Consider the following 17,705-nt stretch of genomic DNA (forward strand, 5'->3'; position numbering starts at 1 on the left):
GCTAACCCGAACTCTATGGTCAGCTGGGTGAGACCGCTCGATCGAATGGACTTCGACGGCGAGGACTACGGGCTGGCCCGCACCGTCGTCGCGGTACGGGTCGCCGTGGTCATCTCAATCGGCGTGCTGCTGGCGATCGGGCCCCAGTGGGTCCGGCAGCACACCGCGGCCACGGTAGCGGTGTTGGGCGGCGCGATGCTTTACGCGGCCGTGGTGATGGCCTACCCGCAGCTGGAGGTTCGGCGCACCCGGTACGCGTGGCTGGTCACCGGGTTCGACTCGGCTTTCACGCTGGCCCTCATCGCCTTGAGCGGCGGCGTCTACAGCCCAGTGGTCGCCGTGCTGGCGCTGGCCGTCATCGCCTCGGCTGCGCGGCTGTCGTTCAGCGAAACCCTATTGGTCGCAGTACTTTTAGGTGCCGCCCACGTCGCGGTGGCGCTGACGTCGTCGCCCCGACTTCCGGTCACCGCGGCCCCGGCCCTGCAGGCCGGGTGGTCGGCGGTCTATCTGATCTTCGTCGCGATCATCACCGCGGGTCTCTCCGCGCTCGCCGAACGCGAACACCGCTCCCGGGTGCGGGCGTTGGTGGAGGCCGAGGCGGAACACGCAGCCGCCGAAGAGGAACGCGACTTGCGGGCCCGCCTGCTGCGGTCCTACCAGTCGCAACAGGACGGACTTCAGGTGCTGGTGCACGAATTCCGCACTCCCGTCACGTCTTTGGAGGCGCTGACCGAGGCACTGACTTCACGGCAGGCAATGTCGCAGGCCGACCGGGACACCAGTCTGCAGCTGGTGGCCCGCCACGTCCACCACCTGGCCGAGATGCTCGACGCGCTCTCCGACGTCGCGCTGAGTCGCCGCCCGACATTCTCAACGGGCCGGATCCGTCGCGTCGACCTGGCCGACCTCATCGTCGCCGCCGCCGACGCTGTCGGTCTGGCGGCGCCGCGGCTACGGCTGAGCGTCAGCGGCGACGTCGGCGCCGTGGCCGTCAACGCCCAAGGGCTGCGCCGGCTGCTGACCAACCTCCTGGAGAACGCCTCCCGGCACGGCCGGGGTGAACCGGTCGAGGTCACGTGCTCGCGGGAAGGCGGCGAGTTGGTCTGCACGGTGGCCGACCGGGGGCCGGGCATCCCGGCGGACAGCCTGGGCGAGCTGACCACCAAGTACGTCAGCGTCGGCGGCCAACGTGGCACCGCCGGGCTCGGCCTGTGGATTGTGCAGCAGATCGCCGAGGCGATGGGCGGCCGGGTCGACTTCGCCGCGCGCGACGGAGGGGGCCTGGTCGCCACCTTCCGCGCACCGATCGCCTGATCGCGGGTTTCATGCGCTGGCCCGCGCAGGCCAGTGTTTGGCACTCGCGCCTGTGCCGCGCCGCGGCCGCGCTGGTCAGCATGGCCAGATGACCGCACCCACGACCGCGCCCACCCACAAGGGCATCGATCTGAGCGCCCGCGAATTCTGGGCGAAACCCCCGGAAGAGCGCGACGCCGCCTTCGCCGTCCTGCGCGCGGAGAACCCCGTCCCGTGGAGCCGCCCCGCGGAGTCGGATCTGTTGCCTCCCGAGCTCAACACCAGGGGCTTCTGGTCGCTGACCAAACAAGAGGACATCCGGATGGCAAGCCGCCACCCGGAGATCTTCTCCTCGGCGCAGGGCATCACCATGGAGGACTTCGCCCCGGAGGCGGTGGAGATCGCCCAGTCGTTCATCGCCATGGACGCCCCGCGGCACACCCAGCTGCGCGGGATCACGACGGAGGCCTTCAAGCCCAAGAACGTGCGCCGCCTGGAAGGCTGGATTCGCGGCCACGCCCACGACCTGGTCAGCGAAATGGCACACCTGGGTGAGGGCGACTTCGTCCAACTCGTGTCGGTCAAGCTGCCCGGCCGCATCTTCGGCAGCTTCTTCGGCCTGCCCGAAGGCGAACTGCGTGATCAGGCCGTCAGCGCCGCGCAGCGGCTCGTGGGCTGGACAGACCCGAACATCCGCGGCGAGCAGAGCGAACTCGAACTGTTCATGGGCGCCGTGATGGATCTGCACGCGGTGGCGACGGTGTTGATCCCCGAGCGGCGGGCCAACCCCGGCGACGACCTGATGACCTGGATGGTGCAGGCGGAGTTCGACGGCAAGAAGATGACCGACGACGAGCTGAAGGCCTTCTTCGTGTTGATGGGCGTAGCGTCCAACGACACCACGCGACACGCCTCGGCTCACGCCATCGCCGCCCTTTCGAAATTCCCCGACCAGCGCGCGCTGCTCGTCGAGGACGTCGAGGGCCGGGTCGGCACCGCCGTCGAGGAGGTGTTGCGCTGGGGGTCGCCGCTGCTGCACATGCGCCGTACCGCCACCCAGGACATCAACGTGCGCGGCTCGGAGATCAAGGCCGGCGACAAGGTCGTGCTGTGGTACTACTCGGGCAACCGCGACGAGGACGTCTTCGACGACCCCCACTCCTTCAACATCCTGCGAAACCCGAACCCGCACATCGCCTTCGGCGGCGGCGGTCCGCACTTCTGCCTGGGCGCGGCGCTGGCGCGCACCATGCTCAAGGCGTTGCTGACCGAGGTCTACACGCGCATCCCGGACATCTCGGCGCCGGAGCCCAACTACGCCCTGGCCAACTTCATCAACGGTGTCAACAGCCTGCCGGCGACCTGGACGCCCGAGAAGCGCTGATTTCAAGGAGTTTTCGATGAAAACCAAAGCGGCGGTGCTGTGGGGGCTGCACCAGAAGTGGGAGGTCGACGAGGTCGACCTCGACGGGCCCAAGGAGAACGAGGTCCTGATCAAGATGGCCGCCGCCGGGCTGTGCCACTCCGATGACCACCTGATCACCGGGGACATGCCGATGCAGCTACCGGTCGTCGGCGGGCATGAGGGCGCCGGAGTGGTCGTCGATGTCGGCCCGGGCGTGACCGAAGTGGCCGAAGGCGATTCGGTCGCGCTGAGCTTCATCCCCGCTTGCGGCCGCTGCGAACCTTGTTCGCGCGGCATGAGCAACCTGTGCGTGCTCGGCGCCGCCATCATCGCGGGCCCGCAACTCGACGGCACCTTCCGATTCCACGCGAAAGGCCAAGCGCTGGGCCAAATGTGCGTGCTGGGAACGTTCTCCGAATACACGGTGGTGCCACTGGCTTCGGTGATCAAGGTTGACCCATCCACCGCGCTCGACACCGCCGCCCTGGTGGGATGCGGCGTCACCACCGGCTACGGCAGCATGGTGCGCACCGGCGAAGCGCGTGACGGCGACACCGTGGTGGTCATGGGTGTCGGCGGTATCGGCATGAACGCGGTGCAAGGCGCGCGGATCGCGGGTGCGCGCGTGATCGTCGCGCTCGATCCGGTGGAGTACAAGCGCGGCCGTTCCCTGGAGTTCGGCGCCACCCACACCGCGGCGACGGTCGACGAGGCGCGAGCCCTGATCGCCGACCTGACCCGCGGCCAGATGGCTGACGTCTGCGTGGTCAGCACCGATTCGGCGGAGGGGGCATATGTCGCGCAGGCTCTGAGCCTGGTCGGCAAGCGCGGCAGGGTGGTGATGACTGCGATCCCGCATCCGACCGACACATCCGTCGCCATGTCGCTCTTCGATCTGACCCTGTACGAAAAGCAGGTTCGCGGCTCGCTTTTCGGATCGTCCAATCCCCGGCACGACATACCCCGAATGCTCGACCTGTACCGCGCCGGGCGGCTGAAGCTCGACGAGCTCGTCACCCGGGAATACACCCTCGACGAGATCAACACCGGCTACGCCGACCTGCACGCCGGGGTCAATCTCCGCGGACTGATCCGATTCTGACTATGCCATGAGCCTAATCACCATCGTCGTCATTCTCGCTGCGCCCCTGGGCATCCCGGCCGGGGTCAGCGCCGCGCACCACGCCGCCGGCCGATGGAAGAGCTTCGCGCGATGGCGCCGACGGATTACGGCTCGAAGTTAGTGCCGCTCGTCAGCTGCTCCCATTTCGCGATCTCGCCGGCGCGAGCGTCCGCGGCGTAGCGGTAGTAGGCCAGGGCGTCCGGGCCGAGGAGCAGGAATCCCGGGGGCTCGCTTGACGCGACCGCCGCGATGATCGCGGTGGCCGCCTTGGCGGGGTCGCCGGCCTGGTTGCCGTGCATGGTGTCGTTCTCCTTGCGGCGCCGCCCCGCGGTCGCGGCGTAGTCGTCGATGACGGTTGCCGACTGGACGAGCGAGCGCCCGGCGAAATCGGTACGGAACGCACCAGGCTCGACGATGGTCACCGAAATGCCCAGTGGGGCAAGCTCACCGCGCAGGGCGCCACTCATGCCTTCGACGGCTGCCTTGGCGGCCGCGTAGTAGCCGGACCCCACCGGGGTCACCGTTGCGCCGATCGAGGAGATGTTGACGATCGCGCCGCCGCGGCGTGCCCGCATGCCGGGTAGGACGGCCTTGATCATGGCGACGGTCCCGAAGAAGTGCGTGTCGAACAGGGTGCGCACGTCGGCGTCGTCGCCTTCTTCCACGGCGGCGCGGTAGCCGTAGCCGGCGTTGTTGACCAGGACGTCCGGGACGCCGAACCGATCGTGGGCTTCGCGCACCGCCGAGGCGACCTGTGCGGGGTCGGTGACGTCGAGCGTGACGGCGAGCACCCGCTCGGGCGCGGCCAACGCCAGGTCGGCGACCTTCGCGGCGTCGCGCGCGCTGACGACGGCGTTGTGGCCGGCCCCGATGACGGCTTCGGCGAGCGCGCGACCGAGTCCGGTCGAGCAGCCGGTGATGAACCAGGTGGACATACGGACGGCTCCTTAACACCCAGACGAAATGCAGGGCTATGCCGTTGCAATTCTTCTCTTCGATCGCGGAACGTGGGCCTTCATAATCAACTATCGTCCGTCTTGAGCAATTGATCGGCACCGGCGAAGGAAGCAGGCAGTGAGGACGCTAGAGGGCGTTCTGGCCAGGCACCCGTTCTTCCGCGGGATGGACCCGCGCCATGTGCAGTTGGTGGTCGGGTGTGCGGCAAACCTGCGCTTCACCGCGGGCGAGTTGATCTTCCGCGAGGGCCAGCCCGCTGATCACTTCTACCTCATCCGCGCGGGCAGGATCGCGCTCGAAACCCCCGCGCTGGGCCGCGGCAGCTTGACAGTGCAGACGCTCGGAGACGGAGACATCCTCGGCTGGTCGTGGTTGGTGCCGCCGTACAACTGGCGGTTCGATGGGCGCGCGGTCGAGACGACGCGCGCCATCGGTTTCGACGGCAAGTGCCTGCGCGGCAAGTGCGAAGAGGACCACGAACTCGGGTACGAGCTGCAGAAGCGAGTGATCGCGGTTCTCGGCCAGTATCTCGATGCGACGAGGTTCCGGCTCCTGGACATCTATGCCGATGTCGTCGGATAGGGACGGACCGGCTCTCAGCCTTCGAATGCCGGACCGTCGAAGCGGTCACGAGTGATGAATTCCGCGACCGGTCGGCGGCGCAGCCTGGTCGGCTGGCGCACCGGTTTGCCAAGGGGCACAACCGCGGCGAGCGCGTGCAGGTCGGGGATCCCCAGCAGGTGGCGAACCTGGTCCTCGGCCGCGATGGCCATGGTTGTGATGGTGCCGCCGTAGCCCTCGCAGCGGGCGGCCAGCAGGACGTTCCAGATCAGCGGGTAAACGGATGCGCCACCGGCCAGGCCGACGCGGTCCAAGTCCTGGTCGATCGAGGCGACGACGGTCAGGTCGACCGAAACCACAAGGACGACAGGCGCTTTCGCGATCGGCGCGACGAAGGTGTCGGGGATGTCGGTCTGGTCGATGACGTCCTGCGGCACACCGCTGGGATGGATTGAATTCCAAGGGTTTTCACCCGCCTGCAGTTGGGCGAAGTAGCGCCGGGCCGCGGTCACGCCCAGATCGGCGAGGCGGCGACGGGTGTCCGGGTCACGCACCACGGTGATGTGGGCGCCCTGGCGGTTGCCGCCGCTCGGGGCGAACCGGGCGTTGTCGAAGATGCGCCACAACACCTCGTCGGGCAACGGGTCGTCGGTGAAATCGCGCGCCGCGAACGTCGTCCGCATGACGTCGTACAGCTCCATGGCCGCGTCACGCGCTCGCGGAGGCGCGGCGCTCCAGGCGGAAGGTGCGTTTGAATCCGGCCGGCTGCGTCGTCAGGGTCACCTCGACCGCACCGCTGGGAGCGATGACGTAGCGCTCCTCGACGTCGGGCCCGTCCCGCCACCGGCCGACCGGCTGGCGCCCGAGGTCGTCGCGCTCGTGCAGGGCCGGGTCGAACGGGAAAAGAACCGGGTCGTAGGGCGTCACGTCGCCGTCGGGCCGGCCGTTGACCAGGCGGCTGCACTCGACGAACCGGAAGTGGCCGATGTTGTGCGCCGCCCGGTAGGTGCGCTTCACCACCAACGGGGTGTGCCCATCGGCGGGCAATGAGACGTCCTTGCACACGATCGGGTCGAAGACGACGCCGGCGCCGGCTTCGGCCTCGCGGAAGACGCCGAAGTTGCGCGAAAAGCGTTCGGAGAGCGCGAAATCGGATTCCTTGTCGAGAAAGACGGCCAGGCCGATGGCGGTGGCCGCGAAGGGGTGCGGCGAGCGTTTGACCCGCTTGTCGCCGAAGGCGGTGCGCAGCATCCGCGAAACGAGCGGGAAGCTGCCGGCGCCGCCCACGACGTAAATGCCGGCGACTTCCGACCAGGTCACGTCGGTGCCGCCCGGCGCGCGGTTGTGCAGGACGCGTTCGAGCAGCTTCATCGTCTTGTCGACCAGCGGAGCGCAGGCCGCGTAGACGTCGTCGACCGGACACGAGAACGGGGGCCGGTCCGCCCCGTCGACGCCCGAGAGGTCCACCAGGAAGCGGCGCGTCTGCGGACCCACCGCCTCCTTGCGGGCCGCGACCTCCTCCCGCAGCAGGTCGCGGGCGGCGGCGTCTACGCCGGAGAGCCGCGAACCGGCCAGCACGAGGTCGACGATCGCCTCGTCGAAGTCGTCGCCGCCCAGGCGCTGGATGCCCTCACTGATGACGACCTCGTTCGCGTGTCCGGTCATCTTGAGCAAGGAGGCGTCGAAGGTGCCGCCGCCCAGGTCGTAGATGAGGACGTATTCCCGTTTGGCGGTGATGGTGGAGCGGTACCGGTGCGCGTATTCCAGGCTCGCGGCAGACGGCTCGTTGAGTAGCGCGACGACGTGGAAGCCGGCCGCGACGAAGGCGTCCAGTGTCAGCAGGCGCTGGGCGCTCGAGGCGTTGGCCGGCACGCTGATCGCGGCCTCGACGGTTTCTCCGGCGGCGAGGCTGGCGTTGGAGCGGCGCAGCAGGTCGCTCTTCAGCTGGGCCAGAAAGCCGGTAAGCAGGTCCGCCAGTCGATGGCTGCGGCCGGCCAGGCTCACCTCGGTCTGGGGCCCGGCCTCATTGAGCAGACGTTTGAACGATCGCAGGACCGACCACCCCGGGTCGTGGCGGACGGCGGCGGCCTCCGCACCGAACCGCAAGTCCCCGGCGGCGTTGGCCGCGACGATCGACGGCCACGCGTCAACGCCGTCGAACGAGATGACGGGATAGTTGCCTCGGTCGACGGCCGCAACGACAGTGTGTGTGGTGCCAAAGTCGATGCCGACTCTCATCGCGCAATCTTAGGACCGCGCTGGGGAGTTCGACACGACCTTTTCGGTCGGCGCGTCCCATCGTTTTTGCAACTCCCGCTCGGCGGCGGTAGCGACCAGACCCGACGGCGCGAACCGCTTCGACGGCACCGGCTCATCCTCGGTCAGCGGCCTGCCCGCGCCGCGCATCGCGCTCAAGGCGACGACCACCCCGGTGATGACCACGATGACGACGACAAGCGCGAACAGGATGGACAGCGTGCCCTGGACGAAGGTGTTCCTGATGACCTCGTCGAGTTGATGGGCGTTCTTGGCCGAACCGAACGACGTCTTGCCGGCGTTTCTGGCCGCGAGGTATTGGAAGTGCTGCGTCCAATAGCCGACATTGGGATCCGCCGAGAAGATCTTCTGCCACGACGCGGTGAGCGTGACCGCCAAGTCCCACAGCAGCGGAATCCCGGGAATCCATGCCCACTTCAGCAGGCCCTTCTTCACGACGATCACGGTGATCACGGTCAGCGCGACGGCGGCCAGCAGCTGGTTGGCGATGCCGAACAGAGGAAACAGGGTGTTGATGCCGCCCAGCGGATCGGTCACGCCCATCAGCAGGATGCTGCCCCAGGCGGCGGCCACGGCGAGGCTGCAAACCCACACGCCCGGCCGCCAGCTCGGGTTGCGCAGTTTGGTCAGCGGGCCGCCGAGGTTGCCGAGTGCGTCGGACAGCATGAACCGCGCGACGCGGGTGCCCGCGTCGACGGCGGTCAGGATGAACAGCGCCTCGAACATGATCGCGAAGTGATACCAGAACGCCTTGAGACCCACCCCGCCGAAGACGCGTTGCAACACCTCCGACATGCCGACCGCCAGGGTCGGGGCTCCGCCGGTGCGCGACACGATCGACTTTTCTCCCACGCCGGCGGCGGCCCTGGTGAGTTGGTCCGCGGTCACCGGGGTGCCCGACAGGCCGAGCCGATTGACGTAGTCGGCGGCGGTGGCCGCGGTGCCACCCGTTTGCGCGGCCGGGGCGTTGAGGGCGAAGTACAGGTGTTGGTCGAGGATCGCTGCGCTGATCAGGGCCATGACGGCGACGAACGACTCGGTGAGCATGCCGCCGTACCCGATGAACCGCATCTGGCTTTCCTTCTCAAGCAGCTTGGGCGTCGTCCCCGACGAGATCAGCGCGTGGAACCCGGACAGCGCGCCGCACGCGATGGTGATGAACAGGAAGGGGAACAGCGAGCCGGGGAACACCGGTCCGTCGCCGCTGGCGGCGAACCGCGAGATCGCGGGTGCCTGCATGAGCGGGCGGGCCAAGCAGATGCCGACCGCTAGCAGGGCGATGGCGCCGACCTTCATGAATGTGGAGAGGTAATCGCGCGGGGCCAGCAGCAGCCAAACAGGCAGCACCGAAGCCACGAAACCGTAGCCGATGATCAGCCACGACACAGTCACCGGTGAGACGCTCAACCACGTTGCGGCCCAGGGTGTTTCACTGACCCAGTTGCCGGAGGCCACGGCCAGCATCAGCAGCACGAAGCCGATGATCGACACCTCCGCCACTCGCCCCGGCCGCAGGAACCGCAGGTAGCACCCCATGAAGAGGGCGATGGGGATGGTCATGCCGATGGAGAACACGCCCCAGGGGCTTTGGGCCAGCCCGCGCACCACCACCAGCGCCAGCACCGCGATGATGATCACCATGATGACGAACGCCCCGACCAGGGCGGCAGCGCCGCCGGTGGCGCCGAGTTCGTCGCGGGCCATCTGACCCAGGGAACGTCCCCGCCGCCGGGTGGAGATCCACAAGACCAGGTAATCCTGGACCGCGCCGGCGAACACCGCGCCGATGACGATCCAGATAGTGCAGGGCAGGTAGCCCATCTGCGCGGCGAGCACCGGGCCGACGAGTGGTCCGGCTCCGGCGATGGCGGCGAAATGATGACCGAACAACACCCGCCGGTCGGTGGGCACGTAGTCGGTGCCGTCCTCGAACATTTCGGCTGGCGTCGCGTGATCGTCGCGCGGGCGGACGATTTTCATCTCGATCAGCCGGGCGTAGAACCGGAAGCCGATGAGGTACGTACAGATCGCCGCGACCACGAACCAGACCGCGTTCACCGCCTCGCCGCGTGCGAACGCGATGATCGCCCACGCGACCGCACCGATCACGGCGATGGTCCCGAACACGACCTTGTGCCGGACGGTGATGGGGGAGCGGTCCACGATCGCGACGGGCGGCAGCTGCTCGTCGGTGTGGATGTAGCTGACGTCTTCGTCGCGCGCTTTCACTGCCACGGCGGAAACCCTACGCGCGGAAGAAGAACAGCGCTTGACTTAATACAGCGCGCGCACGGCATCGATGGTGTCGGCCTCCGCCGGGCCCTTGTCGTCGCGGTAGCGCACCACCCGGGCGAACCGCAGTGCCACACCGCCGGGGTAGCGGGAGGATTTCTGGACGCCGTCCAACGCCACCTCGACCACCTGCTCGGGCCGCAACCGCACGACGTAACCGTCGGTTCCGCTGACGGCGAGTTCGCTGAACCGCGCGGTCTGCCAGTCCAGCATCGCGTCGGTCATTCCCTTGAATGTCTTTCCCACCATGACGAATTCACCGGTGGCCGGGTCGCGCGCCCCGAGATGGATGTTGGAGAGTTTGCCGCTTCGGCGCCCCGATCCCCATTCCACCGCGAGCACCACCAGGTCCAGCGTGTGCACCGGCTTGACCTTCAGCCAACCGGCCCCGCGCCGGCCCGCCTGATACGGCGCGTCCGGCGCCTTGGCCAGCACGCCTTCGTGGCCGGCGGCCAGCGTCGCGGCCAGGAAGTCCTCGGCGGCCGCGGGCTCGGAGGTCAGCAGCCGATCCACCCGCTGCGCCTCCGGCACCAGCGCGTCCAGGGCGGCCAGCCGCTCGGCGGTCGGCGCGTCGAGCAGGTCATCGCCGTCGCGGTGCAGGACGTCGAAGAAGAACACCGAAAGTGGTTGCGCCGCACGGGCCGCGTCCACGTCGACCGATCGGCCGAACCGCGACGCGGTGACCTGGAAGCGGTGCGGGGACTTGTCGGCCCGCAGCGCGATCGCCTCGCCGTCGGCGATGAGGTCGCGCACCGGCAGGGCCAGCGTCGCCTCCACCACCTCGGGCAGCCGGGCGGTGACGTCGTCGAGGCTTCGGGTGTAAACGGTGACCTCGTCACCGGACCGGTGAATCTGCACCCGGGCGCCGTCCAGCTTCGCCTCGAAAATGGCTGTGCCGCCGTGGCGTTCGAGCGCATCGGGCACCCCGGTGGCGGTCTGAGCCAACATCGGGCCGACCGGCCGGCCGACCCGCAGGGTGAACGCGTCCAGCGCGCCGGTCCCGCCGCCCAGGGCGGCGGCCGCCACGGCCGGCAAGTCCCCGCCCAGCATCGCGGCGCGCTGTACCGACGCGGCGGGGATGTCGGCGGCCCTGGCCACCGCGTCCGCCATGATCCCCGCCAGCGCGCCCTGGCGCAGCTCCCCGCCCAGCAACCGCACCAGGAAGGCCTGCTCGATGTCGGTCGCGGCGGCCAACAGTCCCGCCACGAGTTCGGCGCGCCGCGCCTGCGACCCCTTGCCCGACACCGCCCCGATCTCCGAGAAGCCGGCGTCCACACCGGCCACGGTCAACGTCGGTTGCGACGCCGCCGCCGGCCGCGACCGCAAAGACGCCCAGCCGACCCCGATCTGGCGCTGCCGCAGCTCCCCCGACAGCCAGGAGACCACGGTCGCGACCCCGTCGGGGTCGGGCGCCGCGCGGCGCAACAGGTCGGCGATGTGGGCGACCTTGCTCAGCCGTGACGACGTGCCGCCCACGTCAAGTGAGGTCGTCGCGACGTCGAGAAGGAGCACGAAATCAGCTTGGCACGGCTCTCGGACAAGGCGGGGTCAACCCTGCCAGACGGACACGCTAGCGTGCCTACGTAACGTTACAGATCGCATGGATTCTGACAACCCAAAGGAGAGGCCGGATGGAGATCAACGGGAAGAAGGTCGTCGTCATCGGCGGCGCGTCGGGGATGGGTCGTGCGTCCGCGGAGTTGCTGGCCGAGCGCGGTGCGGACGTCGCGATCTTCGACCGTGAGGGTTCCGACGGGAAAGACGTGGCCGAGGCCATCGGGGGCGCGTTCTACCCGGTCGACGTCACCGACTTCAAGGGCACCGAGGAGACCCTGCAGACCGCCGTCGACAAGCTGGGCGGCCTGCACGTCATCATCACCACCGCCGGCGGCGGCATCGCCAAGCGGACGATGACGAAGTCCGGCCCGCACGACCTCGAATCCTTCCAGTCCGTGATCGACCTCAACCTCATCGCCACTTTCAACATCAGCCGGCTCGCGGCGGCGCACATGGCCAAGAATGAGCCCGAGGACGAAGAGCGCGGCGTGATCATCAACACCGCCTCGATCGCGGCCTTCGAAGGGCAGATCGGGCAGGTCGCCTACACCGCCGCCAAGGCCGGCATCGCCGGCATGTGCCTGACCATGGCCCGCGATCTCGGCTCGCTGGGCATCCGCGTGCTGGCGATCGCGCCCAGCCTGTTCGCCACGGGATTGACGCAGGGCATTCCGGACGAATTCGCCGCGGCACTCACCAAGGACGCGGCCTTCCCCAAGCGTCTCGGCCGGCCGATCGAGTACGCCAAGCTGGTGGCGGCCATCGTGGAGAACCCGATGCTCAACGGCCAGTGCCTGCGCCTGGATGCCGGGCAGCGGTTCGCGCCCAAGTAGCGACCCGCCCGGGCGGCCCTCCTCGCATTAAGTACACTCTTTAGGCAGCCGCCCCGCTTCCCCTCGAAGCGGGGCCGGCTACCCAGCCGGTAGCGAGGAGGGTCCCTCATGGGTATCGCACTGACCGACGACCACCGCGAACTCGCCGAGGTCGCGCGCGGGTTCCTGACCTCGCAGAAGGCCCGCTGGGCGGCGAGGTCCCTGCTCGACGCCGCCGAGGAATCCCGGCCGCCGTTCTGGCAGAACCTGGTCGAGCTGGGCTGGCTCGGCCTGCATGTCGACGAAGAACACGGCGGTTCCGGTTTCGGTCTGCCCGAACTGGTGGTGGTGGTCGAGGAACTCGGCCGCGCCGTCGCGCCCGGGCCGTTCGTGCCGACCGTCATCGCGTCGGCGGTGATCGCCAAAGACGGTAGCGCCGAACAGAAGTCGCGGCTGCTGCCCGGCCTGATCGACGGGACCGTCACCGCGGGCATCGGCCTGGACGGCCGGGTGGAACTCAAGAACGGGATCGCCGACGGTGACGCCGGAATCGTGCTCGGTGCCGGGCTGGCCGAGTTGCTGCTGATCAACGCTGGCGAGGACGTGCTGCTGCTGGAGCGCGATCGCGCCGGCGTGTCGGTCGACGTGCCGAACAACTTCGACCCGACCCGGCGCTCCGGACGGGTCCGCCTGGAGAACGTCAACGTCAGCGCCGACGACGTCCTGGTCGGCGCGCGGGCATCGGCGCTGGCCCGCGCACGGACCCTGCTGGCCGCCGAGGCGGTGGGTGGCGCGGCGGACTGTGTGGATGCCGCCGTGGACTATGCCAAGGTGCGGCAGCAGTTCGGGCGCACCATCGCGACTTTCCAAGCGGTCAAGCATCATTGCGCGAACATGCTGGTGGCATCCGAGTCGGGGGTCGCCGCGGTGTGGGATGCCTCGCGTGCGGCATCCGAGGACGAAAACCAGTTCCAGCTGGCCGCCGCGGTCGCTGCGACCCTGGCGTTCCCCGCCTACGCGCGCAATGCCGAGCTGAACATCCAGGTGCACGGCGGCATCGGTTTCACCTGGGAGCACGACGCGCACCTGCATCTGCGCCGCGCGCTGGTGATCGCGGCGCTGTTCGGCGGTGACGCGCCGGCCCGGGATGTCTTCGAGCGCACGGCCGCAGGCGCCAAGCGGGAGAACAGTTTGGACCTGCCGCCCGAGGCCGAGGAACTGCGCACCCGGATCCATGCCGACGCCGCCGAGATCGCCGCCCTCGACAAAGAGGCGCAACGCGACAAGCTGATCGAGACCGGCTACGTCATGCCGCATTGGCCCAAGCCCTGGGGCCGCGCCGCCGACGCGGTCGAGCAGCTGGTGATCGAGGAGGAGTTCCGCGCGGCCGGCGTCAAGCGGCCCGACTACTCCATCACCGGGTGGGTGATCCTGACCCTGATCCAGCACGGAACCGATTGGCAAATCGAGAGATTCGTGGAGAAGGCGCTGCGCCAAGAGGAGATCTGGTGCCAGTTGTTCTCCGAACCCGAGGCCGGCTCCGACGCCGCATCGGTGAAGACCCGCGCCACGCGGGTGGACGGCGGCTGGAAGATCAACGGGCAGAAGGTCTGGACCAGCGGGGCCCAGTATTGCGCGCGCGGCCTGGCCACCGTGCGCACCGACCCGGAAGCTCCCAAGCACGCCGGCATCACCACCGTCATCATCGACATGAAGGGCCCGGGCGTCGAGGTGCGGCCGTTGCGGCAGATCACCGGCGGCTCGGAATTCAACGAGGTGTTCTTCAACGACGTGTTCGTTCCCGACGAGGACGTCGTCGGTACGCCCAATTCGGGGTGGACGGTCGCCCGCGCGACGCTGGGCAACGAGCGAGTGAGCATCGGTGGCAGCGGATCGTTCTACGAGGGCCTGGCATCCACCCTGGTGCAGCTCGCTGCGCAGCAGTCAGATCGCTTGGCGGGCGCGCCGATTCGGATCGGGTCCTTCCTCGCCGACGATCACGCCCTGCGGCTGCTGAACCTGCGCCGCGCCGCGCGCAGCGTCGAGGGAGCCGGGCCCGGCCCGGAAGGCAACATCACCAAGCTGAAGCTGGCCGAGCACATGGTGGACGGGGCCGCGATCTGGGCGGCGCTGGCGGGCCCGGAGGTCGCACTGATGGACGGGCCCGGTGCGGTGGTGGGCCGGCTGGCGATGGGAGCGCGAGGCATGGCGATCGCCGGCGGCACCTCGGAGGTCACCCGCAATCAGATCGCCGAGCGGATCCTCGGCATGCCGCGCGACCCGCTGATCAACTAAGCCGCCCGGGTCAGGCGGGTGCGAACAACGGCGCCCCGCCGCTGCCCTTTTCCGGCCGGATCGCGACGGTCATGCCGCACCTGACCGAATCGGGTTCGCAGTCAACAATGTTGGCGGCCACCCGCAGGCCCTCTTGTTCGGCGAGCTCGACGATGGCGATCACGTACGGGACGGGAATCTCCGGGTTATACGGGTGGTGGTTGACCGTATAGGTGAACACCGTGCCGCGGCCGGAAACCGGCCGCGCTACCAGTTGGCCGCCGCAAGTGCGGCATTCGCCGGCCGCGGGATGCACCCACCGCGCGCAGGGGTCGCAATATTCGATGAGCAGCGGCTCGTCCGGCACGACGAATACAGTACACTCAATTGATTCGATGCGGGGCTGTGGGCTGACGGGCGGTGTGCATGACGCATTTCGAGAAGGACGCGATTCTCTCCGGCATCGGCATCTCGCGGATCGGTCGCCGCAGTGGCATCCCGGGTCTGGACCTGACCATGGAATCGGTGCGGGCCGCCATCGAGGATGCCGGGCTGGTTCCGTCCGACGTCGACGGCATCGCGACCCTTGGCGACACCCCCGCCGAGGAGGTCAACGCTGGGCTGCGGATCGAGGCGGCGGATTGCGGATCCGGCTTCGGCACCGGCGGCTTGCTCAGCCCGGTGATGTCGGCGTGCCGCGCAGTCGCCGAGCGTCGCGCCCGCCACGTGGTGGTGTACCGGACCATCCAAATGCTCGGGGGCACCGTCCCCGTCAAACCACAGGAGAACGCGCCCGCGCCCCCGCTCGCGCGGATGTTCGAGGCGCCGGAGGGTGCCGAACGGCCGGCCGTCGGCGCGATGGACGACGTCAACGATCTGGTCGCGGCCAACGCCTACTCCGCCGCGAACTGGCTGGCGCTCAATTGCCGGCGTCACATGGAGTTGTACGGGACGACCAAACAACAGCTGGGCTGGGTGGCGCTCAACGGCAGGCGCAACGCCGCGCTGAATCCGCGCGCCGTTTATCGCGATCCGATGACCATGGCCGACTACCTCAGCGCGCGGCCGGTATCCACCCCGTTCGGGCTGCTGGACTGCGACGTGCCGATCGACGGCTCGATCGCGGTGGTGGTCTCGCACGCCGAGTACGCGCGGGATTGCCCGCACCGCGCGGTGGCGGTGGAGGCGATCGGCGGGTCCGACGGCGCCGGCGGCTGGTTCCACCGCGACGACTACCCGAAGATGGCGATGTCTGATGCGGCGGCGCAGATGTGGTCGCGGACCGAGCTGAAGCCGTCCGACCTCAAGGTCGCCGAACTCTATGACGGATTCACCTATCTGACCCTGGCCTGGCTGGAAGCGCTGGGAATCTGCGGCGACGGCGAGGCCGGGCCCTATGTCGAAGGCGGCGCCCGCATCGCCCGCGACGGTGAACTTCCCCTGAACACCTACGGTGGCCAGCTCTCGGCCGGGCGCATGCACGGCTACTGGGCGCTGCACGAGGGCTGCCTGCAGTTGCGTGGCGAGGCGGGGGAGCGGCAGGTGTCGCGGCGTCCGGACGTCGGCGTCGTTTCCGTCGGAGGCGGCCCAGTCGCCGGCTGCATGTTGCTCACATGCTGAAAAGGTTTGCGCCAAAACGCCATTGGGCCTGACATGAGCACTGGTCTCGGGAACAAGCTGGCGTCCAAGGTCGCGCGGGACCTCGAGGCCGAGATCGTCCGCCGCGGCTGGGCCACCGGCGAATCGCTGGGCTCCGAACACGCTCTGCAAGAGCGCTTCGGGGTGAGCCGCTCTGTGCTGCGCGAGGCCGTCCGGCTCGTCGAGCACCACCAGGTGGCCCGGATGCGCCGCGGGCCGGGCGGCGGGCTGATCATCTGTGAGCCCGATGCCGGCCCCGCCACCCGCGCCGTCGTCATCTATCTCGAATACCTCGGCACGACGCTCGGCGACCTCCTCAATGCACGCCTGGTGCTCGAACCGTTGGCGGCCTCGCTGGCCGCCGAGCGGATCGACGAAACGGGCATAGCCCGGCTGCGGGCCGTATTGCGGGGCGAGGAACAGTGGAAGCCCGGGTTGCCGACACCTCGGGACGAGTTCCACATCGCCCTGGCGGAGCAATCGAAAAACCCTGTCCTGCAACTATTCATCGACGTGCTGATGCGGCTCACCACCCGCTACGCCCTGCGGTCGCGGACGGACACCGCCAGCGAGGCCGTCGAGGCGGTCGACCGGATGCACGTCGACCACTCCGAGATCGTCGCCGCCGTCACGTCCGGCGACTCGGCGCGGGCCAAGACGCTCAGTGAACGACACGTCGAGGCCGTGACCGCCTGGCTGCAGCACCATCACCCCGGCAATGCGAGCAGGCGACGCAAGCCGCGGCCCCTCAACATCGAGGTGCCCCGCGGCAAGCTGGCGGAGATGCTGGCAGCCACGATCGGCGACGACATCGCGGCCAGCGGTTGGAAGGTCGGGTCGGTCCTCGGCACCGAGACGGCCCTCCTGGAGCGCTACAGGGTGAGCCGCGCGGTGTTCCGCGAAGCGGTGCGGCTGCTCGAATACCACTCGATCGCGCACATGCGCCGCGGGCCCGGCGGTGGCCTCGTCATCGCCACACCCCAGGCGCAGGCGAGCATCGATACCATCGCGCTGTACCTGCAGTACCGCGATCCCAGCCGCGAGGACTTGCGTTGCGTCCGGGATGCCATCGAGATCGACAACGTCGCCAAGGTGGTGAAGCGGCGCGGCGAATCCGAGGTGGCCGCCTTCCTGTCCGCCCACCGGTCCGAGGTAGACGAAACGCCGGGCGACGTCGCCGACGCCGCCGTCGAGGAGTTCCGATTCCACGTGGGGCTGGCCCAACTGGCGGGCAACTCGCTGCTCGACTTGTTCCTGCGCATCATCGTCGAGTTGTTCCGGCGGCACTGGTCGAGCACCGGGCAGGAGCCGCCCACCTGGGCGGACGTCCTGGCGGTCCACCACGCCCACCTGCGGATCGTGGACGCCATCGAGGCGGGTGACGAGAGCCTGGCCCGATATCGCGTGCGGCGTCATCTAGACGCCGCCGCGTCCTGGTGGCTGTAGGTCGCAGATGTGATCTGCAGCGCGGTATAGCGAAGGCCCGTCGGGGGTACTGGGGAGGGAGGAAGTGACG

At 68.8% G+C, this 17,705-nt stretch carries 14 protein-coding genes; 8 read left to right on the forward strand and 6 right to left on the reverse strand.

The window, feature by feature from the left end; all coding sequences use genetic code 11:
- The first annotated feature begins 27 nt into the window (after nucleotides 1-27).
- The 3 genes from A5711_RS08995 to A5711_RS09005 all read left to right on the forward strand — a co-directional run bounded on the left by A5711_RS08995 (nucleotide 28) and on the right by A5711_RS09005 (nucleotide 3,800).
- Complete coding sequence (locus tag A5711_RS08995; protein WP_231987446.1) at nucleotides 28-1,314, forward strand: sensor histidine kinase KdpD; 1,287 nt, start codon at nucleotides 28-30, stop codon at nucleotides 1,312-1,314.
- Nucleotides 1,315-1,402: 88 nt separating this feature from the next.
- Nucleotides 1,403-2,677, forward strand: a complete 1,275-nt coding sequence (locus A5711_RS09000; RefSeq protein WP_067945591.1) for a cytochrome P450 — start codon at nucleotides 1,403-1,405, stop codon at nucleotides 2,675-2,677.
- Nucleotides 2,678-2,693: 16 nt separating this feature from the next.
- Entirely contained in the window at nucleotides 2,694-3,800 is a 1,107-nt protein-coding gene (locus A5711_RS09005; protein ID WP_067945593.1) for an NDMA-dependent alcohol dehydrogenase, read from the forward strand.
- Between the two features lie 125 nt (nucleotides 3,801-3,925).
- Here A5711_RS09005 and A5711_RS09010 read toward each other — a convergent pair whose 3' ends face one another.
- Nucleotides 3,926-4,756 carry an oxidoreductase gene (locus A5711_RS09010; RefSeq protein WP_067945595.1) on the reverse strand — a complete coding sequence of 277 codons (831 nt, stop codon included), beginning with the start codon at nucleotides 4,754-4,756 and terminating at the stop codon, nucleotides 3,926-3,928.
- Between the two features lie 139 nt (nucleotides 4,757-4,895).
- Here A5711_RS09010 and A5711_RS09015 point away from each other — a divergent pair, with 139 nt between their 5' ends.
- Nucleotides 4,896-5,360, forward strand: coding sequence for a cyclic nucleotide-binding domain-containing protein (locus A5711_RS09015; RefSeq protein WP_067945597.1), 465 nt, complete (start codon nucleotides 4,896-4,898; stop codon nucleotides 5,358-5,360).
- A 14-nt stretch (nucleotides 5,361-5,374) separates the two neighbouring features.
- On the opposite strand, the gene A5711_RS09020 is transcribed toward A5711_RS09015, so the two are convergent.
- The 4 genes from A5711_RS09020 to A5711_RS09035 are packed head-to-tail and all read right to left on the reverse strand — an operon-like array spanning nucleotide 5,375 to nucleotide 11,420.
- Nucleotides 5,375-6,040, reverse strand: a complete 666-nt coding sequence (locus A5711_RS09020) for a nitroreductase family protein (RefSeq protein WP_067945599.1) — start codon at nucleotides 6,038-6,040, stop codon at nucleotides 5,375-5,377.
- Between the two features lie 7 nt (nucleotides 6,041-6,047).
- Nucleotides 6,048-7,577, reverse strand: a complete 1,530-nt coding sequence (locus A5711_RS09025) for an Hsp70 family protein (RefSeq protein WP_067945601.1) — start codon at nucleotides 7,575-7,577, stop codon at nucleotides 6,048-6,050.
- A 9-nt stretch (nucleotides 7,578-7,586) separates the two neighbouring features.
- Entirely contained in the window at nucleotides 7,587-9,851 is a 2,265-nt protein-coding gene (locus tag A5711_RS09030; RefSeq protein ID WP_067945603.1) for a carbon starvation CstA family protein, read from the reverse strand.
- Nucleotides 9,852-9,890: 39 nt separating this feature from the next.
- The gene (locus A5711_RS09035; RefSeq protein WP_067945605.1) at nucleotides 9,891-11,420 is read right to left on the reverse strand and encodes an ATP-dependent DNA ligase; all 1,530 of its coding nucleotides are present in this window, start codon (nucleotides 11,418-11,420) and stop codon (nucleotides 9,891-9,893) included.
- A gap of 119 nt (nucleotides 11,421-11,539) precedes the next feature.
- Between A5711_RS09035 and A5711_RS09040 the strand changes: the two genes are divergently transcribed.
- On the forward strand, nucleotides 11,540-12,298 hold the full coding sequence (locus tag A5711_RS09040; protein WP_067945607.1) for an SDR family NAD(P)-dependent oxidoreductase: 759 nt from the start codon (nucleotides 11,540-11,542) through the stop codon (nucleotides 12,296-12,298).
- Nucleotides 12,299-12,406: 108 nt separating this feature from the next.
- On the forward strand, nucleotides 12,407-14,572 hold the full coding sequence (locus A5711_RS09045) for an acyl-CoA dehydrogenase (RefSeq protein ID WP_067945609.1): 2,166 nt from the start codon (nucleotides 12,407-12,409) through the stop codon (nucleotides 14,570-14,572).
- 10 nt (nucleotides 14,573-14,582) lie between these two features.
- On the opposite strand, the gene A5711_RS09050 is transcribed toward A5711_RS09045, so the two are convergent.
- Nucleotides 14,583-14,918: a Zn-ribbon domain-containing OB-fold protein gene (locus A5711_RS09050; protein WP_067945611.1), complete on the reverse strand. Its 336-nt coding sequence runs from the start codon at nucleotides 14,916-14,918 to the stop codon at nucleotides 14,583-14,585.
- A 59-nt stretch (nucleotides 14,919-14,977) separates the two neighbouring features.
- Here A5711_RS09050 and A5711_RS09055 point away from each other — a divergent pair, with 59 nt between their 5' ends.
- Both A5711_RS09055 and A5711_RS09060 read left to right on the forward strand, forming a co-directional pair.
- Nucleotides 14,978-16,171: a thiolase family protein gene (locus A5711_RS09055; RefSeq protein ID WP_067945613.1), complete on the forward strand. Its 1,194-nt coding sequence runs from the start codon at nucleotides 14,978-14,980 to the stop codon at nucleotides 16,169-16,171.
- Between the two features lie 33 nt (nucleotides 16,172-16,204).
- The gene (locus A5711_RS09060; RefSeq protein ID WP_067945615.1) at nucleotides 16,205-17,635 is read left to right on the forward strand and encodes a FadR/GntR family transcriptional regulator; all 1,431 of its coding nucleotides are present in this window, start codon (nucleotides 16,205-16,207) and stop codon (nucleotides 17,633-17,635) included.
- Nucleotides 17,636-17,705: the final 70 nt, after the last annotated feature.

This window comes from Mycobacterium sp. E2238, from assembly GCF_001672665.1.
In the GTDB taxonomy this organism is placed as follows: domain Bacteria; phylum Actinomycetota; class Actinomycetes; order Mycobacteriales; family Mycobacteriaceae; genus Mycobacterium.